Origin of the sequence: Leptospira koniambonensis, assembly GCF_004769555.1 — a bacterium.
Taxonomy (GTDB): domain Bacteria; phylum Spirochaetota; class Leptospiria; order Leptospirales; family Leptospiraceae; genus Leptospira_B; species Leptospira_B koniambonensis.
On sequence record NZ_RQFY01000012.1, the window covers coordinates 184,814 to 211,083 of the forward strand.

Genomic DNA, 26,270 nt, shown 5'->3' on the forward strand with positions numbered 1-26,270 from the left:
AAAAGAAGGTCCCTTATCCTCGGACCTGTCCTTCTCCTTCCGCGTATGTTGTAGTAGTTGTAAGATGTACAAGACCCATCGGACCTCTTACATGTAATTTACCTGTTGAAATTCCAACTTCTGCTCCGAGTCCGAATTCTCCTCCATCATGAAAACGAGTGGAGATATTCACAAAGATCGCAGCTGAATCTAAGGAGCGACTGAAAAAATTCGCTGCACTTACATCCTCGGTCACAATTGCTTCTGTATGACCAGAACTAGTTGCCTCAATGAATTCGATTGCTTCTTCTATCTTATCTACTGTTTTGACTGAAAGTCTTAGATCTAAAAACTCTTCTAGGTAATCTTCTTCCTTAACAGGTTGGCCTTGAGGGAAAATTGCAAGAGATCTTGGATCTAAAAGGAGTTGTACACCTTTGGATGCGAGTCCTTCTAATAATTCTTTAGTATAAGGATATTCAGAATGTATAATTAAGTTTTCTGCGGCGTTACAAACTCCAGGTCTTTGTACCTTGGAATTGATTGCGATCGGTAAAACTTTTTTAGGATCTGCCGATCTATCTATATAAAGATTCACCACTCCTTTATCATGTTTCACCACAGGGATAAGAGAATTTTCAGAAACGAAGCGGATGAGACCTTCTCCGCCCCTTGGAACAACAATATCAATATAAGAAGTTTGTTTTAGGAAAGGGATCATATATTCTCTTTCCGTTCTATCTACGAAGGTGACTGCATTTGGAGGCAGACCTTCCTCTCTTAGACAATCTTGGAAAATTTTAGCGAGTATCGTGTTGGAATGAATTGCTTCAGAACCACCACGCAAAATACATGCGTTCCCTGATTTGAAAGACAAAGCTCCCACATCAATAGTAACATTCGGTCTGGATTCGTAAATCACCATGACCACACCCAATGGAACTCTTTTCGTATTTAAGCGCACTCCGTTTGGAAGAGTAGTTCCTCTTACAGTTTCTCCCACTGGATCAGGAAGAGCTTTGATCTCTAAAACTGCATTAGATAAACTTTGGATCCTTTTTTCATCCAAGGTCAATCTGTCCAAAAGCGCGGAGGATAATCCTTTTGATTTTCCTGCTTCTAGATCTTTTGCATTCTCTTTTAAAATTTCGGATTTTCTGGAAACTAACGCAGAGGCAAGTTTTTCTAAAACCTTATTCTTTTTGGAAGTATCGATCGATCGAATTTGTCTATAAGCATCTTTCGCGGATTTACAAAGTTCGTCTACGTAGATGGATTCTGCGGATCTTTGGATCATTCCTGACCTCCGTTACGTTTGGCTCGGAGAATGGATTTAATTTCCTCCTCCGTAAAGTTTTTCTTCTTACCGTTAGAGACAACCAATGTCCCGAGTGTATTCTTTTCTATAAACTCACGCACGCAATTTTTAAGATTACCATCTATGATCCCGCAAGGAATTCCTGCCTCGCTGGAGATAGAAGCCGCCTTGAGTTTTGTATACATTCCTCCGGTGCCTGGGCCGCTTGGGCCTCCCGCTTGGGAAAGTTCGGATTTTCCTACTTCTTCCAAGAATGGGATCAGTTTTCCATCTTTTAGAAAACCTTCTACACCTGTGAGAATGATCAGAAGATCTGCTTCTACGATTAGACTTACGATAGCGGAAAGAACGTCGTTATCGCCGAATTTTACTTCTTCCGTGGCGACTGAGTCGTTCTCATTTACGATTGGCAGAATGCCCCAATCTAAAAGTTGTCGGAAGGTATTTTTCAGATTTTTAAATCCTTCCGGATTCTCCATATCTAAAACACCGAAAAGTATCTGAGCGATCGGAAGATTTACCTTAGAAAAAAAACTATCGTATAAGTTCACTAAGCGGTTTTGGCCCATTGCAGCCAGAGCTTGCTTTTCGGGGAGAGATTCTCCTGCTTCTGCCGGGTTGGAAAGTGTGGATAAAAGTTTTCTTCCTCTTGCGATTGCTCCAGAGGAAACTAAGATCACTTGTTTTCCAAGATCTCTTAGATGTCGTATGTCCGAAACCAGACTGAAAAGGAAATCATTCACTTCCTCTTCTGAGCCTGAAAGTCTTGCGGAACCTATCTTAATTACTATTTTATTGGATGTTTTGATTCTCTCGTTCAGATCATTTCTGTTCATCTGAATTTTCCCGGTGTTCTTCTTCGTTAAAATGTAATTCTTCCAATTCTTTTTGGAAGAAGGTGGAATCCATTACGGAAAGTAATTCTTCTAAATTGAGTTCTTCTTGTGCGGAGATTGGGATCACCCTTCCCAAAGAAGAAACAGATTTGAGTAATTCTTCCGTAAAACTCTGGTCTTCCCAGATATCTATTTTATTTAAAACAATCAAATGGGGTCGGTTTAGAAGTTCCGGATTATAAGATCTCAATTCTGACTGAAGCATTTTGAAATCTTCTATAATATCCAATGCAGCTGCATCAAAAACGTATAATATACCTTTTACTCTTTCTATATGTCTTAAAAAGGAAAGTCCTAGGCCCACACCTTTACTTGCTCCTTCTATAATCCCAGGAATATCCGCCATAGTATAACGGTAGATATCTCCCTTTCTTTTAACCACTCCTAGGTTGGGTGCAAGAGTAGTGAATGCGTATCCTGCGATCTTAGGGTGGGCTTCCGTAATTTTAGAAAGTAGGGTAGACTTACCTGCATTAGGAAGTCCTACAATCCCAACATCTGCCAAAAGTTTTAGACTGAGTCGTAGATGTTTATATTCTCCATCTTCTCCAGGTTGAGAAAATTTAGGAGTTTGGTGGGTAGAAGATTTGAAATGGGTATTCCCTTTTCCCCCTCTTCCCCCTTTGACAACTTGGAATTCTCCGTCGTCTTTTACAAAATCGTAAAGTAGTTCTCCACTTTCTTCGTCGAAAACTTGGGTTCCGAGTGGAACAAAAAGGATTAGATCTTCTCCTTTTTTACCGGATCTTTCGTTGCCTTCTCCAGGAAATCCGTCCTGAGCTCTAAATCTTCTTTTAGTAAGATAACGATCTAGGGTAACCATGGAAAGGTTAGCGCGCATGATAATATTGCCGCCAATTCCTCCGTCACCACCATCAGGTCCTCCGAATTCTACATACTTCTCTCTTCTGAAATGCATAGATCCGGCTCCACCATGCCCGGCGGTAACTTCGATCAATACTTCATCTAAAAACTTTTCCATGTGAATCAGAGGCCTAAAAATAAAAAAAGAAAGGCTCGAGGAAAAAATCCCCGGAAGGCCTTTCTTTTTCCACGCACTAAATCTGAGATCTAATGCTTATTTCGGGTAAACGGAAACTTGCATTTTAGTTTTGGAAACTTGTTCAAATTTAACGTGACCTTCGACGAGAGAGTAAAGTGTATGATCTTTACCTACACCTACGTTTCTTCCAGCGTTCAGTTTAGTTCCTCTTTGACGAACAAGAATATTGCCCGCTAAAACCAACTCTCCTCCGAAACGTTTTACACCAAGACGTTTGGATTGGGAATCACGTCCGTTTTTGGATGAACCGCCACCTTTCTTATGTGCCATGTTTATTCTCCTATGAGTTCAATTTCTGAAGGATATTGTTCCTTCAAGTTGACCAATCCACTTTTCACGAGATCGAAACTCGTAAGAACAATTGGATCAGTCTTTTTTCCGGAGACGATCTTGAAGTCCAAGAGTCCGTCTCCGATCACCGCTTCTTCTGCCAAACCCTCTTTGCTTAAATGCAAGTAAAGAGTTTGGATGAGTACTCCGACAGCGGCACAGAGAAGATTTTGTCCTTTGGATCCGTGCATCTTAGAAGCGTGCCCGGAAGATTCCAAACCTAGGATTTCTTCTCCTTTTCGGAGTATCTTAATCCGGATCAAACTGCCGAAAGAGAAACTACCTTAACTTTTTGCAGTTGTTGTCTATGTCCCCAGGTTCTCTGAGAGTTTTTACGTTTTTTGTAAACGTATCCTCTTACTTTTTCTCCCTTTACGTCTTCCAATACTTTCAGGGAGACTTTAGCGGATTTGAGTTCCGGAGATCCGATATGGACCTTATTATTTTCAGCGAATAGTAGAACCTTAGCATCGAAGGTATCACCAGCATTTTTACCGGTTTTTTCAGTCAGGAATTCAAGATCCTGAGTGACTTTGAATTGTCGGTTGCCGACAGAGATGATCGCGAACATGATTACTGGCCTAGTTTTCTCGAGTTTTGACCAGTTTTGACTGGTCCGAGCCGGTGTCAAGGGTTTTGGGGTACGATTTGCAAGGAAGAAGATTGGCTTTCACTAAAGGACTTCCGTTATTCGGGTTTTAAATCTTGCTTAGATTTCTGGGACTCCGATCTAATAGTCTATACTATTATGAGATATCTTATCGCTAAGAAAAAAGATTTGGGAGACGGTTTTTTTGTAAGAAGGGTACTTCCACAGATCGAATCCAGAAATGTGGGACCTTTCGTTTTTCTGGATCATATGGGTCCACTTCCCATTAAGACAGGTGCCGAAATTGTAGTTCGTCCTCATCCTCATATAGGTCTTGCAACAGTTACTTATCTGTATGACGGAGTGATCACTCACAGGGATAGCATAGGAAAGGTAGAAGATATTCGCCCCTTCGAAGTCAACTGGATGACTGCTGGTTCCGGAATCGTACATAGCGAAAGATCTAAATTAGATCCTGAATTTAATATTTTAGAAGGTATCCAAACCTGGGTGGCATTGCCCAAAGAATTCGAAGAGACTTCTCCTGAATTTTTCCATCATGGAAGAGAAGAATTGCCGACAGTCAGCGGCGGAGGCTGGGAACTCAGGCTGATCGCAGGTTCCTTCATGGGAGAAGTTTCCCCTGTTAAAGTATATTCTCCCTTATTCTATGCTGACCTAGAAGTTGAGGCTGGCGCAGAAGTAGAACTTCCGGTTCCAGCTGAACAAGAAGCAGGCATTTATGTTGCCAGAGGTAAGGCCGACGCAGAAGGAAAGATCGTTTCTATAGGAGATATGGCTATCTATCCAAAAGGTGGGGCAGTAAAATTTAGAGCAGAAGAAACTTCCAGGATTGTGCTCTTAGGCGGTGTCCCACTTTCTACTCCAAGGCATATGTATTGGAACTTTGTATCCAGTTCTTTGGAAAGAATTGAACAAGCAAAAGTGGATTGGAAAGAAGATCGATTTGCTCATGTGCCAGGGGAGACTGAAAGGATCCCATTGCCTGAACATTAAGAATAGCCGGATCGTTTAAAACCGGTTATTAATAGCGATTTAGCGCGTTCTTTTTAATCTCTTTGAAAAGAATTTCCTAAAATTCCACCTTGTCACCCTGGCCCTTACGTAAATTTTGGTCATAGCATGGAAATCCGCAATATCGCCATTATCGCACACGTTGACCACGGTAAAACAACCCTTCTAGACGGTATTTTACGCCAAACAGGCGCAGTTACTGCAAAAGAAGACGGTGAAAGAATCATGGATAGTAATGATCTCGAAAAAGAAAAAGGGATCACGATAAAGGCCAAAAACACCGCAGTTGTTTATAAAGGCACACGTATTAACGTGGTAGATACCCCAGGTCACGCAGACTTCGGAGGAGAGGTGGAGCGAGTTCTTTCCACAGCGGATTCCTGTCTTCTTCTTGTAGACGCATTCGACGGACCTATGCCTCAAACAAGATTCGTACTTGGAAAGTCCTTACAATTAGGACATAGACCTATCTTAGTTATCAATAAGATCGATAGAGATGGAGCTCGTCCTGACGCTGTAGTCGATATGGTTTTCGACTTGTTCAGTGATTTGGGAGCAACAAACGAACAATTGGATTTTCCAATTGTATATGCTTCTGCAAAACAAGGTTGGGCAGTTAGCAAATTAGAAGATGCTCCTAGCACAAATTTGGACGCATTACTTGATACTGTACTTTCTCATGTTCCTCCTGTAAAAGCGAATATAGAGGCTCCTCTGCAATTCCAAGTTACTTCTTTGGATTATAATGATTACGTTGGTCGTATTGCGATCGGTAAGATCTATAACGGAAAACTGCAAAGAGGAATGAGTGTAGTTCAACTTTCCCCTAAAGCAAACGGCAGGGACGAGACCCAAGTTTTAAAGATTACTAAACTTTATAATTTCGAAGGACTCAAAAGAAACGAGATCGAAGAAGCAGAAGCAGGAGATATCGTTTCCATCGCTGGGCTACCTGATGTATTTATCGGAGATACAGTTTGTGAACCCGGAAAGCCGGCGCCAATGCCTGCGATCGAGGTAGAAGAGCCTACCGTATCCATGTATTTTATGGTAAACAATTCTCCTTTTGCGAGTAAGGAAGGTAAGTTCGTAACTACCCGAAATATCCGCGAACGTCTAGACAGAGAATTAGAAACAAACGTAGCAATGCGTTTGGAAGAAACTGAAGATAAAGACCGTTTCAAGGTTTTAGGTCGTGGTGAATTACATCTTTCCGTACTCATCGAAACAATGAGAAGAGAAGGTTTCGAGCTGCAAGTTTCCCGTCCTGAGGTAATCATCAAGAAGGGAGAAAACGGAGAAAAACTGGAGCCGTACGAATATCTCGTAATGGATCTACCAGACCAATTCACCGGAAGTATTATTTCAGAGTTAAACCGTAGAAAGGGAGAGCTTCAATTGATGGATGCTCATCCGTCCGGAATGACCAGAGTGGAATTCGTAATTCCTACAAGAGGTATCATCGGATTCAGAGGTTACTTCGTAACTGAGACTAAGGGAGAAGGAGTTGCATCCAGCCGATTCCTTAGATTCGATGCCTATAAGGGAGAAATTCCTGGAAGAAAGAATGGCGCATTGATCTCCATGGACTCCGGAGAAACGACAGGTTACGCTCTATGGAAAATCCAGGAAAGGGGAGAGTTACTAATCGATCCTCAAACTGCTGTATATCCAGGAATGATCATTGGTATCCACTCCAGAGACAACGACCTGGAAGTGAACCCTGTAAAAGAGAAAAAGCTTACGAACGTAAGATCTTCTGGAGCGGATGAGGCCATCAGACTTGTTCCTCCTCGTAAGTTCAGCTTAGAGCAGAATATTGAATTCTTAGACGATGACGAACTTCTGGAAGTAACTCCTCAGAGTATGCGTCTTCGTAAAAGACATTTGGATGCAAACGCAAGAAAGCGCGCTGCCAAATAATCAATTTCGAAAAGTTATCTAAAGAAGAAGGCTCGCTTTTGCGGGCCTTTTTTTGTGTCCTTCAATATGATTCAAAGGGATTTATAATCTGATAATCATTTGGTCTCGGATATTCAATATGAATGACTTTTGTCGGAATAGGGTTGTAATAGCCTTCTTAATAATTCCTTTGATTAACTGCTTTGGGTTAATGTTTTCTTCTACAAGGGACAGCTACGTAGAACGTCGATTCGGGGCCGAGGACATAAATTATTATCAAAAATCTTTGGCTACTTATCCGCCTTTAAGGATTGAGAATAAGGGCACGTGTGCTTTGCATTACCATAAAGGATATTCTAATAATAAGAATGGGCTTATTTTCGGTCCCATTCCGATCTCTTGGTCTTCCATTTCGACACGAGAATCGGTTGTTTTTCTAAAAAGCGAAATCCCAGTCATGGAACTTTCAAATCGTTCTGCAAATTGCGACTATGGTTGTTTTTGTAGTTTAAAACTCTCCCTTTGGAGTAGTGGCGGTTGTTCGTGCTCTTGGGGATGCTCTGATACTATTTCCCTTTCTGAGAAGATTGAAAATATGTGTTCTAAATAACTATCTCTCCTTCTTGTATCGATCGTTACAGAATTTTCATTACACCAAATGGTATAAAACATATTATAATTTTAGAATATTCCCCTCTTTTATTTTTGATTGAACGATCGATTTAAGATTATTTTTTCCTGTACACTTATAATTCTCTTATTTTCTCAATTGACAATTTAACACTGTTCTATAATCAACTTTCTGAGCTTGCGTTCATATATAACGAACAAGAGTTCAAATAGCGAACGTTCGAAATTAAATATTTAAATCGATTGTTTGTTATATATAAAAAGAACTCCTTCCAAAAGAGGCGAAGCCAGGGAAGAGAGATCCGTAGAGAGAATAGTTTAAAAGAAGAGGGTTAAGGAGAATGTTAAAAAGAGCAAAGTTAATGGTAGCTGGGGTTCTATTCCTAGCAGCGGGAGCAGTGAGCGCGTCTGGGGGAGGATCTTCAAGTAAGCCTCTTGCAGGAGCTTATCCAATCGTATTGACTCATGGTATTTTCGGTTGGGGTAAATCTACTGGTATTGTTGATTATTGGGGCGGAAACGCAGCTTATCTTCAATCTCAAGGAGCCACTGTTCTTACTCCTACTGTAACTGCTACAAACTCTTCTGCAGCAAGAGCAGCTCAGTTAAAAACAGCAATCCAAACTGCAATGGCAGCAAATAACTACACTGGAAAAGTTCATATCCTTGGACATTCTCAAGGTGGATTGGACGCTCGTTATCTTGTTTCAAATCTTAGTTTTGCAAGTAAAGTAGCAACTCTTACCACAATCAACACTCCTCACAGAGGAAGCCCTGTTGCGAGCGTGATAGAAGCTGTGATCCCTAATTGGGCACTTCCTTATGTAGGAACTGTTGTAAATGCTTTGGTAGGAGTTGTTTACGGACAATCCAGCCAAAACGCAGTTGCTGCACTAAAACTTCTTACTGTAAGCGGAGCTGTTACTTTTAACGCAAGCGTTCCGAACGCTTCTGGAGTTAAGTATTTCTCATACGGATCTTATATGATCGGGAATGATCTTATCCAGCACCCTGCAATGGGACTTCTTGCACCAATCTGTTCCATCGGAGCACCATTCTATGGAATGAGCGTATGGAATGACGGTGTGGTTCCTGACGATTCTCAAAGATGGGGAACTTGGAAAGGTGGACCTTCTTACGGAGTTCTTACCACAGGTGTTGACCACTTAGAAGCAACGAATGCATTATACCTTGGACAAACTTGGTATGATACTAATGCTTATTACTTAAAAATGGCTTCCAACGCAAAAAGTAATCAATAAGAAGCCAGTTTCGATCTCGTAAAATAGGATGCGCCTCCATTTGGAGGCGTTTTTTTTATTCCCAATTTAGTAAGTATACTTATTAAATTGCTTGCATAATATGTGCACTTATTATATAAGAGTTCCAGATAGTAAGTATGCTTACTATCTGGAGGAATAGGATGTGGAAGTATGAGTACAATACAACTGTAAAAGGAATAGATGCGAAATCACTTTGGGAGGCCAGATCGGATGTTTCCAATTGGTCCAAATGGGATTCTGATATCGAATGGACTAAAATAGAAGGAGAAGTTTCCGTAGGTAAAGAATTCGTCCTGAAGCCTAAGGGAGGATTTGCATGTAAGGTCCTGATCACGGAATCGGAGAAACCATTCGTATTCGGGGACGTGACCAGTCTTCCTGGAGCCAAAATGAAATTTATACATTTTTTTAAGCCCAGTAAAGAAGGAACAGAGATCAAGGTAGAGCTAAGTATCTCCGGACCATTAGGATTTCTCTGGAAAAAGATCTTGGGAGAAGAGCAGGCAAAAGGAATGGAAGAAGAGATCCGCAGATTTTCTGAACTGGTCAGGGAAGGGATCTCGAGGTCTTAAATTTTAAAGGGATGGGTTTGAGTGTCCAAGGAAAAAGTATTTAGATACGATAAATCCGACGATAGTCCTGGATTTTTATTATGGCAGGTCACGAATCTTTGGCAAAGGGAGATCCGAAAGGTTTTAGAACCTTTGGATCTAACCCATGCCCAATTTGTTCTTTTAGCAGTTACACATTGGTTGGAACTCCACGAAGAAGAGACTACTCAGATCAAAATTGCAGATAGAGCTAAAACGGATCCAATGACTACTTCTACCGTACTTAGAACTCTTGAATCTAAAAAGTTAGTGAAACGTATCTCTCATCAAACTGATACTCGCGCAAAATTAGTGAAGACTACTTCTGAAGGGCAGAAGGTTCTAAAGCAAGCAGTCAAAGTGGTAGAAGATTTTGATGAGGATTTCTTTTCTATTTTGGGCGGGAAAAGAAAGGATATGGTTAGCGGACTCCAGATACTTTCCCGGAAATAATCTGGAAAAGTATCTTATGAGTTTTTCTAAAATGTATAGGATCTTGAAACTTGCGGGTTTAACTTAGTCTTTGTTCTTAAGTTTTTCAAGTTCCCGAATTAGTTCGTCTTTAGAAACATTAGGATCTTGTTTTAGTCTTCTGATCAACTCTTCAGTGCTTTCTTTTTGAGAGAATGCCTTAATATCTACAATCCCATCTAAAATCACAGAAGAGAAGTTTTGGATCTTGGGAGGAGCAATCCCTGGCTTTGTTTTATTCAATTCTACGACGGCTAAATGTTCGAATGATTCTTGGACCTGGCCTGGGAATTCAGCAATCCTGATTGGAGTTCCTACTGCAAGAGAATCTGTTGTAGAAAATAAGGCGATGAAGTTTTGTTTTCCTTCTGTCTGAGGAAATGCCTCTGCATCCAAAGGAAATAATACTACTCCTGCTATTTCATTATCTATGGTTTTCTTAAATTTTCCTAGATTGATGGAGATCCTTCCTAAGAGTGGATTGCCTATCCTTTTATAAACATCTCCGTTTGAAAATACGATGGAGTTTTTGTCCTGGGAAAGTTCTGCAGATCTTCCGGTCCCTTCTCCTATTAATTTATTAAAATCTTTTACCTTCATAAAAGGCCCAAAAGAACGGACTGCCCAGCTTTTAGGATCTTCTGTATTGGTGCCGTTATAATTACGATGGAATTCTTTACCATTCGTTTCAAAGAATAAAAGTTCCCTATCGCTAGTCTGAAGTTTTCCTGATTTAACTCTTAGCTCTTCTCTGTTTTCGCTCAAGCTAAATTGGAGTCTTGTCAATATCTGATGATTGAATTCCATCTCTCCTTTTGCGGTACGTCGGATCCAAAGAGTTTGTATTTTGATTTTTCCTTTTTCAAACCATTCTTTGGATCTTTCATTCACATAAAATCCTGCCAGTTCCGGGATTGCAGGAGTGGGTTTACCTCTTAAACTATCTCCGCAGTTTATGAGGATACTAAACAGGGTTAAGAGAATTACAGATATTTTGAAACGGTTTCGAAACATTTGAATTACGTTAGTTTTCTACTGAAAAGGGTAAAGAAAAAAAAGGAAATTCATATTATCTTGACAAAGTTGTCGTTTTCATAGATCAATGAGCGGATAAAAACGATGGATCCTGAGCCGACAGCTTTCCGATTTCAATATTTACTTTCTATAATTTTCTGTATCTTCTTAGTTTCTTGCTCATCTGCGGATGCACCAGTCGCTCAAAAAGGGGTCTTAGATTTAACCCATTGGGATTATAGATCCAACCCCACATTCAATTTGCAGGGAGATTGGTCTTTTTTTCCGAATACTTTTCAGCCTGATCTTAATTCCGAAAAATCTCTTGAATTTCGTAAAATTCCTGGAGTTTGGCCAGGAACAGGTTACGCACTTCTCAAATTAAAAATACTCCTTCCGGAAAAACATGGGCGTTTGGCGATCTATTCTAAGCACCAGGCAACTGCTTTTGAAATTTTGATAAATGGCGTTTCAGCAGGTAGTTCAGGAGAGCCTGGAACTTCTTTTGAAACAAGCGCTCCCGATAATAGGCCAGTTTATTATGAATGGGACGAATCCACTAAGGAAGTAGATATTAGTTTCAAAATTTCTAATTTTCATCATAGGCTTACTGGCTTGTGGTTTGATATACGATTTGGGGATGCGGTCGCGCTTTATAAAGAAACCCTAATGCTTAGGGATTGGGATCTTTTTCTGTCTGGACTTTTTTTCATGTCCACCATCTACCATCTTGGACTTTTCTTCTTGAGAAGACAGGATCGTACTCCTCTTATATTTGCATTATTCTGTTTTTGTTTATTCCTGCGTATATTTGTGACTGAGGAAAAATTGATCCAATTCTATTTCCCTTGGGCAGATTATCCACTTTCCATGAACTTGGAATATCTAACTATGTATGCGGCCTTACCTCTGGGGCTTCATTTTTTGAGGCATTCCTTTCCTGCATATTTCCCTCGGAAATGGATGTTATTATTCTATCTGATTTCATTTACATTTTCTTTAAGTACAATTTTTCCTTTTCCAATCCCTTCTAAGCCTGTTCCATATTTTCAATTTATATTTTTAGGAGGTGTGGCATTTGCAATTGTGGTACTTTTTAGGGCAATCATTCACAAAGAACAATATTCTCTTTCGATAGGATTTGCCATTTTTGCTCTGATAATTGCAGGAATTTTTGATATGCTTGCTGCCAGACAGATCATATTCGCAAGGTTTATTATTCCTATAGGATTGTTTGTCGCCATTCTCACTCAAACATTCATTTTATCTTCTAGATACAGAGACCTATATAGCGAGAAGGAAAAACTTTCGGATCGCCTGCAACGTTTGAACGAGACCTACAGTAGATTTGTTCCTATTAGCTTTTTAGAATTTTTAGGAAAAGGAAAGCTGGAGGATATGCGACCTGGTGACCAGATCAAAAAGGAAATGACCATCCTGTTTGCGGATATCAGATCTTTTACTGAAATTTCTGAAAGTCTGGATTCCAAAGAAAGTTTCGAATTATTAAATTCTTATATTTCAGAGATGGAACCTCTTATCCATTCTAACCACGGCTTTGTGGATAAGTATTTTGGAGACGCGATCATGGCTCTCTTTCCTGAAAGTTCAGATGACGCAGTGAATGCAGCTATTTCCATGCAAAATCGTATTTTGGATTATAACCAAAGAAGAATGGACCAAGGAAATCGTGCGATCGGAGTTGGGATCGGGATACATACTGGTTCTTTGATGATGGGTCTTGTTGGTTCAGGAGATCGTATGGAAAGTACTGTGATCTCTGATGCAGTCCATCTTGCTTCTAAATTGGAAGCTTTGAATAAATATTATGGTTCTAGTATATTGATTAGTGAAGATACTTATTCTAAATTAAAATCTCCAGAAAACTTTTTACTTCGTAAATTGGATAAACTTAAGTTTAGAGGAAAAACGGAACATAGGGCGATCTATGAGTTGGGAGATCATTTAACTAAAACAGAAAAAGAGGCCTTCCAAAAATCCAAAAGTAATTTTGAAAGGGGAGTGGAACTGTTTTATTTCGGAAAATATTTGGATTCGGGAGAATCTTTCAGAGAGGCATTGAGGATCTATTCCGGAGACAGGGCCGCGAACTTATATTTAAAACGTTGCACGGAACAAATTTATTCTTCCGCAGTAAAAGTACAGCCCGGTCCGGATCTAGCTTAAATTTTTAGATCATTCTCCATTTAAGAATAAAGTTTCTTCTGCATCTTCCCCAGAATCTTCGGAACTGGAATCTAAGGACTTACGGACTTTCGCTCCTAGTTTGCGAATATTCTCCGCTCTTCCTAAAAGATTTCCTCTACCAGATTTTAATTTTCCGAGCACAGCATCATAATTATCTTTAGATTTATCTAAAGATTTTCCTAATACTTCCAAAGCGGTGACAATTTCTACGATCTTGTCGTACATCTTACCAGACTCTTCTGCGATCTGTTCAGAGTTTTTGTTTTGTTTTTCCTTTCTCCAAAGATTGGCCACCATCTTTAAGGAAACCATCAATGTAGAAGGAGTAACTATCAGAATATTTTTTGCGTAGGCATCTTCTAAAAATTTAGGATCTGTACGAACTGCTTCATAATAAGAAGGTTCCACTGGAAGGAACATCAACACAAAGTCTAATGATTCTATTCCATAGAGCGACTGATAATTTTTCTTATATAATCCAGAGACATGGTCGTATAAACTTTTGAGATGTCTTTGTAGTGCTGCCTTTTTTATATCTTCTGATTCTGCAGAAGCATATTCTACGTAAGCAGTTAAGGAAACTTTTGAGTCTATGACGATTGATTTTCCTGAAGGAAGTTTGACTACTATATCCGGCCTTAATCTTCCGTCTTCCGTTTGTACGGATTCTTGTGAGGTATATTCTCTTCCTTTGACTAGACCGCTATTTTGAAGAATATTTTCTAAAATACCTTCTCCCCAATCTCCTTGGGTTTTAGAATTCCCTTTCAGAGCAGAGGCTAGACTTTTAGCATCTTCAGAAAGTGTTTTATTCATTTCTAATAGATTATTGATCTGAGCCTTTAAGTTTGCTGTATCATCCTTATGCTCTTTATGAGAAAGTTCTACTTTAACTCCGAACTTTTCTATTTCTTCCTTAAAAGGACGAAGTAGATCATTCATTTTTTCATGAGTTTGTTGGTTAAATTTTTGTGAATTGTCCAGCAGTGCCTGATTGGCTGCATGTTTGAACTTTTCGTCCAACTTGGACATTAATTCTTCGAATTCTTTTTTTTGGTTCTCTAATCTTTCTTTCAAAAGATCAGATTCCTTTTTCATGGCTTGGTAATAGCCGATCGCTTTTTCTGTTTTTTCAGAATTCTCTTTGAACTCTTTTTCTAACTGAAGGATCCTTTCCTTGGATCTTTGTTCAGAAGTGAGAAGGCCCGCTCTTTCTAATTTTAATTTTTCGTGCTCATTCGGATTGATCCCTGACTCTTTGGAATAGAGTGCTTTTGCCAAGAAGAATGCCAGGCCAAAGCCGATCAGGAGACCGGTGAGTAATACGATTGCAAATTCCATTTTGACTCCTTTTTGGAATTCGGTACAATTCAGGATACCACATTCCAGGATAGAATTTCCATTTTATAGGGACCCCGGACAAATCAGGGTCCTTTGAAAAATTTTAGAAAATTAACGTTTCCCGGCTTTTTTGCGAGAAGGGCCGCCGGAACTGGAGCCAGAACTTTTTTTTCCACCGCCGTTACCGCCGCGGTGGTGATTTGAGTTTCGGTTTTTATCTTTATGATCCCGTTTTCCTTTCTGCTTTGGTCTTCCACCAAAACGTCTGTCACGGTCATTGCGAGAAGAACCTTCTTTTTCTCGGAAGCTTCTTTGATCTTGGTCGAAACGCGCGCCTGAGTCGAATTTTTCTGACTTATCTGCGAGAGCTAATTTGAAAAGTGCTGCTGCTAAACGTTCTGCAGGAACTCCTTCTGAGGTGAGCTTCTTTACAAGTTTAGAATATTCGGAAACATCTCCTTCTTCCGCAACTTCTTTAACTATATGAGAATATTCTTCAAATTTCTTTTCAGTAAGTTCTGAAATATCAGGGACTTTTCCGAGTTCCATTTCGAATTCGTGGTCTTCTCTGATTTTGCGTAATGTTCTGAATTCTTTATTGGAAACAAAACTGAGTGCGAGTCCTTTTCTTCCTGCTCTTCCTGTTCTGCCGATGCGGTGAACATAATCTTCAGAATCTCTTGGAATATCGTAATTGAATACTGCTTCTACATCGCTTACGTCGATTCCTCTTCCAGCTACATCTGTTGCTACAAGAACTGTAACCAACCCCGAGCGGAATCCGGACATTACCTTGTTTCTTTGATTTTGGGAAAGATCTCCGTGTAATCCTTCTGAGAATATTCCCTTGGATTTCAGAAATTCTACAAGTTCGTCCACTCTGACTTTAGTATTACAAAATACTAATGAAGCTTTAGGAGTATGGAATTCTAAAAGACGGATCAATGCCTCAGATTTAAGACCATCTCTCATTTCAAAATAGATCTGTTTGATCTTAGGTCTATCCGCTTTTCCACCTGTAACATCTACGATCTTAGGAGAATCCTGGAACTTTTTAGTAATTCCCATTACCTTTGCAGAAAGAGTCGCTGAAAATAGGATTGTTTGTCTTTCTTCAGGAATTTTTGCGAGGATGATTTCCATATCCTCTAAAAATCCCATATCTAACATTTCATCAGCTTCGTCCAGGATCACCATTTTGATCCCGCTTAGGATCAAGGTTTTTCTGTCCATATGATCCATGGTCCTTCCTGGAGTTCCAACGATCACTTGTGGTTTTCTTTTTAATGCCTTGAATTGTTTGGTGATATCATCTCCACCATAGATTGCAGCTACTTCGAAATCTTCTTTATATTTTCCTAATTTTCTATACTCTTCTGCGACTTGGACTACCAATTCTCTGGTAGGGCAGAGTACTAATACTTGAGGAGACTGTTCTCCTTCTTCCAATATTTCTAAACTTGGAATTGCAAATGCTGCTGTTTTACCTGTTCCAGTACGGGAATGACCGATTACGTCCCTTCCGGAGAGAATAAGAGGAATAGCTTCGGATTGAATGGAAGAAGGTTCTGTAAATCCAAGATCGGATACTGCTTTTAAGACGTCCTCGGATAGTCCGAGTTCATGAAATGTTTTTTTGGGTTTCAAAGATTGCTCCTAGGATATCTCCGTGTAAATTTTCACGGTATCCCCACGATTATGCCTGTCTGGCTAAGAGCTTGGATCTTTATAGAATGGTCCTACTTAAAACATAAAGGAAAGATTTAGGCTCTGGTATCGTTTCTTCCATGAATTCAAAGCCGCTTGTGCAGCATAGCATTAAAGGTCTTTTATTCCTTGCCAGCCTTCATATATTTTGATTTTAGCTTAGTTGGAAACTTTTCGATCGCATATCTAAGCATAGTTCTGGGCATCTTATGTGCATGTTTATCCAAAAAGTCTGTCTCAGGTTTAAGACTTCTGTTCCCAACTTCTCTTAGCATCCAGCCCACTGCCTTATGAATTAGATCTTCCTTATCCGTTAGGAGCAATTCGGAGATCTTTAAGGTATCTTTAAAGTCTCCTTTGCGAATAAAAGCATAAGTAGAAATGATAGCGATCCTTCTTTCCCACATATTATTCGATTTAACAAGTCTGTATAAGATGTCTCTTTTCTTATCTATAAGATAATCACCGATCAATTCTCTGGAACTTAGATCTACGATGTCCCAATTATTAACGTATTTTAAGTTTTTTAAATAGAATAGATGAAGTTCTTTGCGATCTTCTTCAGCAGTTTTTTGGAATTTTTCACATAGTATAAAAAATCCTAAAAGTCTTTCTTCATGATATTTAGATTTTACGATTTTCTGAAGTTCGGGTAAAGGAAGTCCCTTATATAATTTGGAAATTTTTCGAAGAGGCGGGACCTTTATTCCTAGGAAAAGATCACCTTCTCCATATTGCCCTTTTCCTGTTTTAAAAAATCGAGAGAGTATTTCCACTGCCTTTGGATCGGCGAGTTTTCGGACTTCTTGGATCACATCGTCGGCCTTGGAATTTTCTCCCCCCAATAATTTCTTTGAGACTTTTGTTTTGGGGTTGGGCATGGGACAAAATCTATTTTTGATCCAAGGGGAGGGCAAGCATTATAGAAGGACAAATGTCACCTCTAAATTTCAGTTTTTGGGCTTGCCAGTTAGGAGGTCCAACAAATCCTAATTTTTAGGAATATTCCGTTCTCATGAAACATAAACCTCTTCATAATATTTATAGTAAGGATATTCTAAAGAAAAAGATCGAGGCAGAGGATTTCAAACGTACTACTATTTCCTTTTATAAATATGTGATTATAGAGAATCCGAACCTTCTCCGCAACGAACTATATAGGGAATGGGAATCCTTAGGAGTTCTGGGAAGGATCTATATTGCAAGAGAGGGGATCAATGCACAATTATCAGTGCCTGAATTCAATTTTCAAAAATTCAGAGATTCTATAGATGCAAGAAAAGAGTTCAAAGATGTTCCATTCAAGATCGCAGTGGAACAAAATTCTTATTCATTTTTAAAATTGGACATCCGAGTTCGAAATAAGATCGTAGCAGATGGTCTTGCGGATGATACTTTCGATGTAACCAATGTTGGAACTCATTTAAACGCAGAAGAGTTTAATAAGAAGTTAGAATCTTCTGAAACTATCGTAGTGGATGTTCGTAATCATTATGAATCAGAGATAGGACATTTCGAGGGTGCATTACTTCCCCAAGCAGATACGTTTAGAGAGGAATTACCTCTGATCATAGACCTTCTGCAAGATAAAAAGGATAAGGAAATTGTAATGTATTGCACCGGAGGGATACGATGCGAGAAGGCTTCCGCTTATCTGAAACATCATGGATTCCAAAATGTGTATCAGTTGCATGGAGGGATTATCTCTTATGCTTCTGAAATTAAAGAGAAGGGACTGGACTCCAAGTTTAAGGGAAAAAATTTCGTGTTCGACGCGAGACTCCAGGAAACTGTGGGAGAGGAGATACTAAGCGAATGCCACCAATGTGATCAAAAATCCGCAAGGCATATCAATTGTGCAAATCCTGCCTGCCATATTCTATTCATCCAATGTGAATCCTGCGCGGAAAAATTCGATAACTGCTGCTCTGTGGAATGCCAAAAGATCGCAGCCTTACCTGTGGAAGAACAGAAAAAATTGAGAAAAGGTAAAGCTGCTTCCAACCAACATTTTTCCAAGTCGAAGATCAGACCCAAGGTTTTCGAACTTTACAAAGGAAAATAATCCGGATTTATTTCCCGGTATCGAATAAAAAATTAAAAATCTTGTAATAATTTTGATTACAAGTTGTCTAAGATATATCCTTTTACCTTAACAGGTTGGAACTTAATATGAAAAAATTTGTAGTGCTTACGCTGGCGATCTTGAGCCTCTTTAACTGCGGAAATTCCGCACAAGAGGAGAAAAATAAGAAGTTAGTATTAGACTTTTATAAAATGGCCCTAGTTGACCATAAACATAGGGAAGCTGCAGATCTGTATCTGAGTGAGGATTATAAACAACATAATCCTACTGTTGCTACAGGCAAGGAAGCCTTTAAAGAAGCGTTCGACGGGCTTTTTAAAGTTATGCCCGACGCTTCCATAGAGATCAAACGAGCACTAGTCGATGGAAATATGGTAGTTGTCCATTCTCATCTGAAGTTGGACAAGACCTCTAGGGGATTCGCAGTAGTCGATATTTTTAGGGTCGAAAAAGATAAGGTAGTGGAGCACTGGGATGTGATCCAAGAAATTCCTGAAAATCCTAAGAACGAAAATACAATGTTCTAAATATGAAAAAGATCGGCCGAAAAGAATTCTTACTAGTAACAGGCGGAATTTTATTCGGCTCGATCGGATTAAGAGAAATCTTAAAATATAAAGAAGAAGAAGGAAAGATCATGGAGAAGTTACCGGTATTTTTTGTGGGCCATGGAAGTCCAATGAACGCTCTTGGGCCGAATCCGTTAGCCGACACATGGGCTGAATCCACGAAAGATTTTCCGGAGCCCAAAGCAATTTTAAGTATTTCTGCGCATTGGTTTACTAGAGGAACATATGTAACTTCTAACCAGCTTCCTCCTACCATTCACGATTTTTACGGATTCCCTCAGGAATTATTCGATGTTCAATATCCTGCACCGGGAGATCCGAAACTTGCAGAAGAACTTTCTAGGTCCAAGCAAGCACAAGTGATCCAGGATGATTCTTGGGGATTGGATCATGGGACTTGGAGTGTCCTTAGAAACATGTATCCCAAGGCAAATATACCTGTAGTTCAATTGAGTTTAGATGCCACTAAATCTGGAGAATGGCATTACGAATTTGCAAAGTCTTTGTCTAAGCTTCGAGAGCAAGGTGTTCTAGTTTTGGGAAGCGGGGACTTAGTTCATAATTTACGTCTTTACGATTGGAAAAACCAAGATACGCCTCATGACTGGGCATTGGATGCGAACGAAACATTCAAGGATCTGATCCAAAAAAGAGATTGGAAGAGCTTGGCAAATTATCAAAAATTGGGAACTGCAGTGCAGATCGCCATTCCGACTCCTGAACATTATTTTCCTATGTTATATGCATTAGCTTTGGCAGGAGAGAAGGAAGAGATCCATTTTTATAATGATATTATCCAGAGTTCTGTATCTCTGACTAGTATGAAGATCAGTTAAGATCTGGTTTTTAGGAATTCGATCGCATCTTCTAAACGGTCGTCTCCCCAAAATAATTCTCCGTTTACAGTAAAGCTAGGTGCTCCAAAAATCCCGAGGTTCCTCGCTTGTTCTGTATTTTCTCTGAGTTTATTTTTGTTCTCTTCTAGTTCAGAGGAAGCGATTATCTCCTCCGGATTTTGGTCCAAGGATTTTAATATCTGAGAAAGAACAGGAATATCCGAGATGTTTTTGTTTTTAGAAAATTCTACTTTAAATACTTCTAATATAAAATCATAGATCCAGGGTTTGTCCAGATTTGCAATTGTGATCCTGGCAGCTTTTAAACCGTTTTGAGGAAAAATATCAGGTTTAGAAAAAGGAAGTCCATATTTTGTGGTCCTTCTTTCCAAATCTTTCCACATATACTTTCCTTTTGTAGGATACAAATTGAAAGGAGAGTCGGACATTCCTTGGTCTTTAAAAATTGGTCCTAATAAAAAAGGTTTCCATTCGATTTGGAAACCTTTTTGATCCGCTAATGATCTGATCCTTCCTGCAGTTAAATAAGAATAGGTGCTCGCAAATTCAAACCAGAAGGACAGGATCGGTTTTGACATTAACTTGTTTTTTCCCTTCCCCAGATGGAAGCTAAGAAGAGTCCGCTAATCAAATGCCATACTCCCCACCAAGCTGCGATGAGTGCCATGGATCCGATCCCTTGGAAGAATGTAAAAATTAAGATGAGTCCAAGCCCTGAGTTTTGGAGTCCTGTTTCTAAAGAGATTGTTTTTCTTTCTTTATGAGCAAGGCCTGCGATCCAAGAAGCAAGATATCCCACTATCAATGCAGAACCGTTATGAAGAAGTACTAACCAAAACAGAACAGGTCCAAACTCCACAAAGGATCTCCAGTTACCAATAAATGCGATGAGTATAAAAACACCTAGTAGAACTGTGGATCCAATTCTCATTGGCTTTTTTAAGGAAGAAGCAACCTTAGGAAGGAAACGATTTGTAAGAGCACCTAAAATTAAAGGTAAAACCAATATTAGAAAAATAGAAAGGAATACATCTACAGGATTTAAACTGATCTCTTTTAATCTGTCTGCTGCAGGAGAATATAGTTTTCCCCAGAAGAAAAAGTTAAATGGAGTAAAAAACCATGCAAGAACCGTTGTAGTAGCAGTTAATGAAATAGAAAGTGGAACATTTCCTTTTGCTAAAAGACTGATAAAATTTGACATATTTCCGCCTGGGCAGGCTGCCACTAAGATCATTCCAAGAGCCAGACCTGGATGCGGCTTCAGAATATAAAGTAATCCTACTGTGAGTGCTGGCAATAATACCAATTGAGAAAATAGGCCTACAATCGCTGCCTTCGGCTGTTTTCTTAAGTTTGTAAAATCGGCGATCGTTAATTCTAAAGAAACCCCGAACATGATTAGTCCAAGGCAGATATTCAGGACAAAAAGTCCTCCCGGACTGAAATTCAATCTGACTAAATCGTAATCTTGCATGTATTTCCCTAAGCGGATGAGTTATCCGCTTCCGTTTAATATTTTAGATTTTTTTAAACTATATTTTAGTCCGTCCAGGTGACTAAAATTTCCCTTGGTCCGGAGAATGGTAATCTTCCGTGGGAAACAGAATAATTGTCTATCAAAAGAACATCTCCTTTTTGCCAGGAGAAGATGGATAAATGTTTCCAGAATGCCTGACTCACCTTACCGATCTCTGAAACACTGATCTCAGAATCATCTCCAAAGACCACATTTGTGTCCTGGTCCTTAGGCTCGACTAATGTTTTCTTTAAGAATGTAAGAACATATAGAACTCCAGCTAAGATCAAGCTTCGGATAGTTCCTTGTTGTTTTAGAATTTTTGCATATTCTAATCTTGCTGCGTCTTGGTGGAATACTTGGCTATGGTTATGCCATGCCTTTGTTTTGGCGATCGGGTGTTTACGAACTGCGACTTGTTTATTAGTGAGTTTTAATCCATCTTCTGGCAGCCATTCTACCTGGAACCTTTGTTGTGCTGCAATTTTCTCCACCTGCTTTTTTTCCTTGGTAGAGAACATTTCGTCCCAACGTTTAGTTTTCCAAAGATTATAGCGAGAAGCGTTTGGTCCGTCGTATTTGCGGATATATTTCACTCCCTTAGATTCAAACTTCTTTAATAGATCCGGATCCAGGTCCTCATATATTTTTCGAAGGTCTGTGATTGGAGTTTCTCCATGTGCATTGGGTGCAACAGCACAGAAGAACATCAGTTTACGTGGAGGTTTGTCTAAAAAGCTCATCTCAGCATGTTGCATGATAGGATAATGAGGGGGAAGCTCGCTTGCAGTATGGACAAACTGAGTAACTTTATTTCTGGGAGAAGTTCCCAAATAGTCTGTTTTTAAATTTTTATCCAAGCTAAGAGCAACGTCTTCGAATTCTTGGGCAGAAGAAATTTGAAATCCTCTGAATAATACTGCACCGTATTCCAATAGATCTGCTTCGATCGATTTTTTATTTTTAGAGATCCATGCAGGTAAAAATCCAGACTCCAAAGCATTTGTGTCACCAGGGCCGTAAATTCTGGGAAGTTCCTTTCCGGGGAAAAAAGATCTTTCTACCCGGCCTACACCTTTCGGCTTAGTTTTGTTAGAGGAAACTTTCTTAATTGTGGATTTGCCAGATCGGGAAATTGTATTTGTTTTCATAGAGACTCTCCCGTTAGAGAATGAAAACTTTTATAAAACTACAGAATGGAAAGGCAAGTCTTTTCATTTCCGCCTTGATCCGTGGGCTTCTTCTAAAATACGTATACCATGAGTTCTATTGAAATTCGTTCGGAAGATCCTAAGGTTGAGATGGCATGGTTTTGTGATCTCTGTAACGGAGACTACGAATATCTGGGAGTTCCAGACCCAAAATTAAGATCGAGTTTCGAACATTGTGCCGAAATTATCCGACTCGCGGATGAGCTGGGCTATCAGAACATTCTTCTTCCTTCTTCTTACCAAGTCGGGCAGGACACTTTGACATTCGCTGCCGCGGCTTCTCAATTTACTAAAAATATTTCCTTACTCACTGCGGTCCGTTGTGGAGAAATACATCCTCCTATGCTCGCAAGAACCATTTCCACATTAGATCATATGTTAAAGGGAAGATTGAATATTAATATTATTTCATCCGATCTTCCTGGAACGATACGAGATTCAAAAGAAAGATATCAGATCTCTAAAGAAGTTATAGAAATATTAAAACAATCTTGGACCCGGGATGAGATCGATTTCCAGGGAGAATTTTATAAAATAAAACTGAGTTCAGATCCTTCTAAGTCTTACCAAACAAACGGAGGTCCTTTGTTATACTTCGGAGGGATTTCAGAAGATGCAAGACAACTCTGTGCAGAATATTGCGATGTTTTTTTGATGTGGCCCGAAACTGAAGAAAGATTAGCCGACACAATGAAAGATCTGAGTAGAAGAGCAAAGATCGCAGGAAGAAAAATAGATTTTGGCTTACGAATACATGTCATCGTAAGAGATACTGAAAAAGAAGCAAAAGATGCAGCCTCTAGATTATTATCCAAACTGGATCTACAAAAAGCAGAAGAACTCAAACATAGAGCCTTGGATTCTAATTCGGCTGGAGTCAAACGGCAGGATGAACTTAGAAAAAGTGCAGGATCTGATCTATTCATAGAACCTAATATTTGGTCAGGGATAGGTCTTGCCAGGTCAGGCTGCGGTTCTGCGATTGTAGGAACTCCAGAACAAGTATTAGAAAAAATTCATAGATATATTAACATGGGAATTAGAGCATTTATACTCTCTGGATATCCATTGATGGACGAATGTAAAGTGTTCGCAGAAAAAGTTTTGCCTCATATCCAAACAGTTTCTTTGCCTAAGGCCCAAGGAAGAATTCCTGATAAAGAGCCTGTTACTCCTTTAACTAGTGGAGAAAGAAAATGAAAATTTCACTTTCTAAAGAAGGCCCAAATTTTTCCAGATTGGTTTATGGTTGTTGGAGATTACATTCAGATCCAAAAGGATCAGGCGTTGATCGGATCTTGGAAAAGATAGAAGTTTGTCTGGAATCAGGAATAGATACATTCGATCATGCGGATCTATATGGAGAATACGGGAACGAAGAAAAATTCGGTGCAGTCGTAAAATATAAGCCTGGGCTAAAAGACAAGATCAAGATAGTTACTAAGGCAGGGATTCAGCTTCCTGGACCAAATCGCCCGGGAATTTCAGTGAAACATTACGATACTTCCGGCAAATATCTAATAAATTCTGCGGAAAGTTCATTAAAAAAACTGAATGTAGATAAGATCGATCTACTTTTGATCCATAGACCTGATCCGCTTATGAATGCGGATGAGATCGCAAAAACCTTCAAATCCTTGAAAGAAAGTGGTAAGGTCTTACATTTCGGGGTCTCTAATTTTACACCTTCTCAATTTTCACTTTTGCAATCCAGATTGGATTTTCCTTTGGTTACAAACCAAGTGGAGTTCCATCCATTTTATCAGGATCCGTTGACAAATGGAGTGTTCGACCAGGCCCAAGAATTTCGTATTAAGCCGATGGTTTGGTCTCCCACTGCTGGTGGCAGGATCTTTCAGCCTAAAACGGAACAAGAAACTGTTTTATATAAAATATTAGAAGAGTTGGCAAAGAAGAAGAACACAACTATAGATGCAGTATTATTCTCCTGGTATCTAGTTCATCCTGCACAATTGGTCCCAGTTTTAGGGACGAATGAGCCTGATCGGATCAGATCTGCTACAAACTCTTTTCAAGTTCAGTTAGAAAGAGAAGAATGGTTTCAGATTTTAGAAGCAGGAACAGGTAAAAAAGTTCCTTAATAGAAAAAAATGACCATATAAGAAATTTCTAATTAGAATATAATACTTATATTTATACTGCCCGTTCGATATCAAACGGAGAACCAAAAATGAAAATCGAACAAAGCAGAAAGGGGCTCACCCTTTTGACAGGGATCTTATTATTCCTGCTTAATTGTAACGGTGAGAAGGCTATTAACACGGAAAGTTTACTGGGGCTGATCCAGAAACCGGACCAAACGAAAATTGGAACAAATTACTCGGACCTTGCAGTTATTGATACTGTGAACGGGACAGGAACATTTTCTTTACTCACTTATAATGTGGCCGGATTGCTGGAACCATTTTCCAGTTCGAATCCAAGTGAGAACACTCCTTATATGGGGCCTTTGATGACTCCATTCGATCTGATCCAAGTTCAGGAAGATTTTAATTACCATGCAAGTTTGTATGCAAACGATGTGCATCCGTACAGATCCGCTACAAGTGGAGGGATGGGAATAGGCGACGGTTTGAATACATTATCCTATTTTCCTTTTTCTGATTTTGAAAGAGTAGATTGGGATGCTTGTAATGGAACAGATTGTTTAACTCCTAAAGGATTTACTTTGGCAAGACATAAGGTGGCGTCTGGAGTGTTTCTGGATGTGTATAATTTACATACGAATGCAAGTACAGAAGAAGCGGATCTTGCTGCAAGAAGGTCGAATGTATTACAAATTCTGAATTTTATCGAATCCAATTCTGCAGGAAACGCAGTCATTGTGATGGGGGATACGAATACAAGATATACCAGATCTGGAGACAATATCAGAGAATTTATCAATCATGGATTTACTGATGTTTGGATCCAATTAATCCGAGGAGGATCTTATCCTACACAAGGAGCAGATGCTTTGACGGATTGTGAAGGTCATAGAACAAGTGCTGGCTGCGAGGTTGTAGACAAAATATTCTACCGTGGGAATTCCTATATTTCCTTATCTCCTAGTTCCTATTTGTTAGAAGACGCAAGATTTGTTCACCCGGTCACTGGAGTTCCTCTTTCGGACCATTACGCTGTCTCTTCTACATTCAATTATTCTCTTTTGCGGAATTTATTGTATAGCGATACATTCGGCGGGCCGCATGGAACTGCATTCAATGATGTGAATTCTCTACCTTCTTCTCCAGCTGCGCTTAAATTAAGTTTAAGATCCGGATCGAGAGTGGACGCTGTTTCTTTACAATTAACGAACGGAACAGTCTTGAGCCATGGAGGAACAGGAGGAAGTTTGCAAGCTTTGACTTTAGGAACGACAGAGTACTTAGACCAAGTAAAACTATGTAGTGCACAAAAAAGTGGTCACACTCGGATTTTTTATGCGCAATTTCATACGAACTTAGGAAGATTCTTAACTGGAGGATCTACAACATCTTCCTGCACTACATATTCTGCGCCTAACGGCTGGGGAATCGTAGGATTTCATGGAAGAAGTGGGGACGAAATTGATCAACTAGGTGTGATCTTTGCTCCTATACAGTAAGTGATCCATAAATTATTTAGTACGAACATTCGATAAAAATTGAGGAATAAAAAAGTGATCCATTT

Annotated in this window: 25 protein-coding genes; 12 read left to right on the forward strand and 13 right to left on the reverse strand. The window is 39.5% G+C overall.

Going from position 1 to position 26,270, the window contains the following annotated elements; genetic code table 11:
• Nucleotides 1-13: 13 nt before the first annotated feature.
• The 6 genes from EHQ52_RS18760 to rplU all read right to left on the reverse strand — a co-directional run bounded on the left by EHQ52_RS18760 (nt 14) and on the right by rplU (nt 4,157).
• Nucleotides 14-1,276: a glutamate-5-semialdehyde dehydrogenase gene (locus tag EHQ52_RS18760; RefSeq protein WP_135616906.1), complete on the reverse strand. Its 1,263-nt coding sequence runs from the start codon at nt 1,274-1,276 to the stop codon at nt 14-16.
• Nucleotides 1,273-2,139 carry a glutamate 5-kinase gene (gene proB / locus EHQ52_RS18765; protein ID WP_208653543.1) on the reverse strand — a complete coding sequence of 289 codons (867 nt, stop codon included), beginning with the start codon at nt 2,137-2,139 and terminating at the stop codon, nt 1,273-1,275. The genes EHQ52_RS18760 and proB overlap by 4 nt, the downstream gene beginning before the upstream one ends.
• Nucleotides 2,120-3,175, reverse strand: a complete 1,056-nt coding sequence (gene obgE, locus EHQ52_RS18770) for a GTPase ObgE (RefSeq protein ID WP_135616908.1) — start codon at nt 3,173-3,175, stop codon at nt 2,120-2,122. Before obgE ends, proB begins: the two co-directional genes overlap by 20 nt.
• 96 nt (nt 3,176-3,271) lie before the next feature.
• A complete protein-coding gene (rpmA, locus tag EHQ52_RS18775) occupies nt 3,272-3,526 on the reverse strand; it encodes a 50S ribosomal protein L27 (protein WP_135616909.1) in 255 nt (84 codons plus the stop codon).
• 2 nt (nt 3,527-3,528) lie between these two features.
• Nucleotides 3,529-3,849 (reverse strand): ribosomal-processing cysteine protease Prp, encoded by a 321-nt coding sequence (locus EHQ52_RS18780; protein WP_135616910.1) that lies wholly within the window; start codon nt 3,847-3,849, stop codon nt 3,529-3,531.
• Complete coding sequence (rplU, locus tag EHQ52_RS18785; RefSeq protein ID WP_008593635.1) at nt 3,846-4,157, reverse strand: 50S ribosomal protein L21; 312 nt, start codon at nt 4,155-4,157, stop codon at nt 3,846-3,848. Before rplU ends, EHQ52_RS18780 begins: the two co-directional genes overlap by 4 nt.
• A gap of 177 nt (nt 4,158-4,334) precedes the next feature.
• Between rplU and EHQ52_RS18790 the strand changes: the two genes are divergently transcribed.
• The 5 genes from EHQ52_RS18790 (at nt 4,335) to EHQ52_RS18810 (ending at nt 10,068) form a co-directional block, all read left to right on the forward strand.
• Nucleotides 4,335-5,192 (forward strand): pirin family protein, encoded by an 858-nt coding sequence (locus EHQ52_RS18790; protein ID WP_135616911.1) that lies wholly within the window; start codon nt 4,335-4,337, stop codon nt 5,190-5,192.
• 126 nt (nt 5,193-5,318) lie between these two features.
• Nucleotides 5,319-7,133 (forward strand): translational GTPase TypA, encoded by a 1,815-nt coding sequence (typA, locus tag EHQ52_RS18795; protein ID WP_100723037.1) that lies wholly within the window; start codon nt 5,319-5,321, stop codon nt 7,131-7,133.
• A gap of 950 nt (nt 7,134-8,083) precedes the next feature.
• Nucleotides 8,084-9,004 carry an esterase/lipase family protein gene (locus EHQ52_RS18800; RefSeq protein WP_135616912.1) on the forward strand — a complete coding sequence of 307 codons (921 nt, stop codon included), beginning with the start codon at nt 8,084-8,086 and terminating at the stop codon, nt 9,002-9,004.
• A gap of 161 nt (nt 9,005-9,165) precedes the next feature.
• A complete protein-coding gene (locus EHQ52_RS18805; protein WP_135616913.1) occupies nt 9,166-9,597 on the forward strand; it encodes an SRPBCC family protein in 432 nt (143 codons plus the stop codon).
• A 21-nt stretch (nt 9,598-9,618) separates the two neighbouring features.
• Complete coding sequence (locus tag EHQ52_RS18810) at nt 9,619-10,068, forward strand: MarR family winged helix-turn-helix transcriptional regulator (RefSeq protein ID WP_135616914.1); 450 nt, start codon at nt 9,619-9,621, stop codon at nt 10,066-10,068.
• Between the two features lie 63 nt (nt 10,069-10,131).
• Here the strand turns inward: EHQ52_RS18810 and EHQ52_RS18815 are convergent, their stop codons facing one another.
• Nucleotides 10,132-11,100, reverse strand: a complete 969-nt coding sequence (locus EHQ52_RS18815) for an LIC12353 family lipoprotein (RefSeq protein ID WP_135616915.1) — start codon at nt 11,098-11,100, stop codon at nt 10,132-10,134.
• Between the two features lie 105 nt (nt 11,101-11,205).
• On the opposite strand from EHQ52_RS18815, the gene EHQ52_RS18820 reads away from it, so the two are divergent.
• The gene (locus EHQ52_RS18820) at nt 11,206-13,287 is read left to right on the forward strand and encodes an adenylate/guanylate cyclase domain-containing protein (RefSeq protein ID WP_135616916.1); all 2,082 of its coding nucleotides are present in this window, start codon (nt 11,206-11,208) and stop codon (nt 13,285-13,287) included.
• Nucleotides 13,288-13,296: 9 nt separating this feature from the next.
• On the opposite strand, the gene EHQ52_RS18825 is transcribed toward EHQ52_RS18820, so the two are convergent.
• The 3 genes from EHQ52_RS18825 to EHQ52_RS18835 form a co-directional block, all read right to left on the reverse strand.
• On the reverse strand, nt 13,297-14,649 hold the full coding sequence (locus EHQ52_RS18825) for a DNA recombination protein RmuC (RefSeq protein WP_135616917.1): 1,353 nt from the start codon (nt 14,647-14,649) through the stop codon (nt 13,297-13,299).
• Nucleotides 14,650-14,760: 111 nt separating this feature from the next.
• On the reverse strand, nt 14,761-16,296 hold the full coding sequence (locus EHQ52_RS18830; RefSeq protein ID WP_135616918.1) for a DEAD/DEAH box helicase: 1,536 nt from the start codon (nt 16,294-16,296) through the stop codon (nt 14,761-14,763).
• Between the two features lie 182 nt (nt 16,297-16,478).
• Nucleotides 16,479-17,237 (reverse strand): DNA alkylation repair protein, encoded by a 759-nt coding sequence (locus tag EHQ52_RS18835; protein ID WP_135616919.1) that lies wholly within the window; start codon nt 17,235-17,237, stop codon nt 16,479-16,481.
• Nucleotides 17,238-17,371: 134 nt separating this feature from the next.
• Here EHQ52_RS18835 and trhO point away from each other — a divergent pair, with 134 nt between their 5' ends.
• The 3 genes from trhO to ygiD all read left to right on the forward strand — a co-directional run bounded on the left by trhO (nt 17,372) and on the right by ygiD (nt 19,847).
• Nucleotides 17,372-18,421 (forward strand): oxygen-dependent tRNA uridine(34) hydroxylase TrhO, encoded by a 1,050-nt coding sequence (gene trhO / locus EHQ52_RS18840; RefSeq protein WP_135616920.1) that lies wholly within the window; start codon nt 17,372-17,374, stop codon nt 18,419-18,421.
• Nucleotides 18,422-18,528: 107 nt separating this feature from the next.
• A complete protein-coding gene (locus EHQ52_RS18845; RefSeq protein ID WP_135616921.1) occupies nt 18,529-18,969 on the forward strand; it encodes a nuclear transport factor 2 family protein in 441 nt (146 codons plus the stop codon).
• 2 nt (nt 18,970-18,971) lie between these two features.
• Nucleotides 18,972-19,847, forward strand: a complete 876-nt coding sequence (ygiD, locus tag EHQ52_RS18850) for a 4,5-DOPA-extradiol-dioxygenase (RefSeq protein ID WP_135616922.1) — start codon at nt 18,972-18,974, stop codon at nt 19,845-19,847.
• Here the strand turns inward: ygiD and EHQ52_RS18855 are convergent.
• The 3 genes from EHQ52_RS18855 to EHQ52_RS18865 all read right to left on the reverse strand — a co-directional run bounded on the left by EHQ52_RS18855 (nt 19,844) and on the right by EHQ52_RS18865 (nt 22,538).
• Nucleotides 19,844-20,446, reverse strand: a complete 603-nt coding sequence (locus tag EHQ52_RS18855; protein ID WP_135616923.1) for a 2-hydroxychromene-2-carboxylate isomerase — start codon at nt 20,444-20,446, stop codon at nt 19,844-19,846. The genes ygiD and EHQ52_RS18855 overlap by 4 nt on opposite strands.
• A complete protein-coding gene (locus tag EHQ52_RS18860) occupies nt 20,446-21,345 on the reverse strand; it encodes a bile acid:sodium symporter family protein (RefSeq protein ID WP_135616924.1) in 900 nt (299 codons plus the stop codon). Before EHQ52_RS18860 ends, EHQ52_RS18855 begins: the two co-directional genes overlap by 1 nt.
• A gap of 65 nt (nt 21,346-21,410) precedes the next feature.
• A complete protein-coding gene (locus EHQ52_RS18865) occupies nt 21,411-22,538 on the reverse strand; it encodes a TauD/TfdA family dioxygenase (RefSeq protein WP_135616925.1) in 1,128 nt (375 codons plus the stop codon).
• Nucleotides 22,539-22,646: 108 nt separating this feature from the next.
• Here EHQ52_RS18865 and EHQ52_RS18870 point away from each other — a divergent pair, with 108 nt between their 5' ends.
• From EHQ52_RS18870 to EHQ52_RS18880, 3 genes are all read left to right on the forward strand, one after another.
• Nucleotides 22,647-23,798 carry an LLM class flavin-dependent oxidoreductase gene (locus tag EHQ52_RS18870; protein WP_135616926.1) on the forward strand — a complete coding sequence of 384 codons (1,152 nt, stop codon included), beginning with the start codon at nt 22,647-22,649 and terminating at the stop codon, nt 23,796-23,798.
• Nucleotides 23,795-24,700, forward strand: a complete 906-nt coding sequence (locus EHQ52_RS18875) for an aldo/keto reductase (RefSeq protein ID WP_135616927.1) — start codon at nt 23,795-23,797, stop codon at nt 24,698-24,700. The genes EHQ52_RS18870 and EHQ52_RS18875 overlap by 4 nt, the downstream gene beginning before the upstream one ends.
• An 89-nt stretch (nt 24,701-24,789) precedes the next feature.
• The gene (locus EHQ52_RS18880) at nt 24,790-26,205 is read left to right on the forward strand and encodes a jacalin-like lectin (protein WP_135616928.1); all 1,416 of its coding nucleotides are present in this window, start codon (nt 24,790-24,792) and stop codon (nt 26,203-26,205) included.
• Nucleotides 26,206-26,270 lie beyond the last annotated feature (65 nt).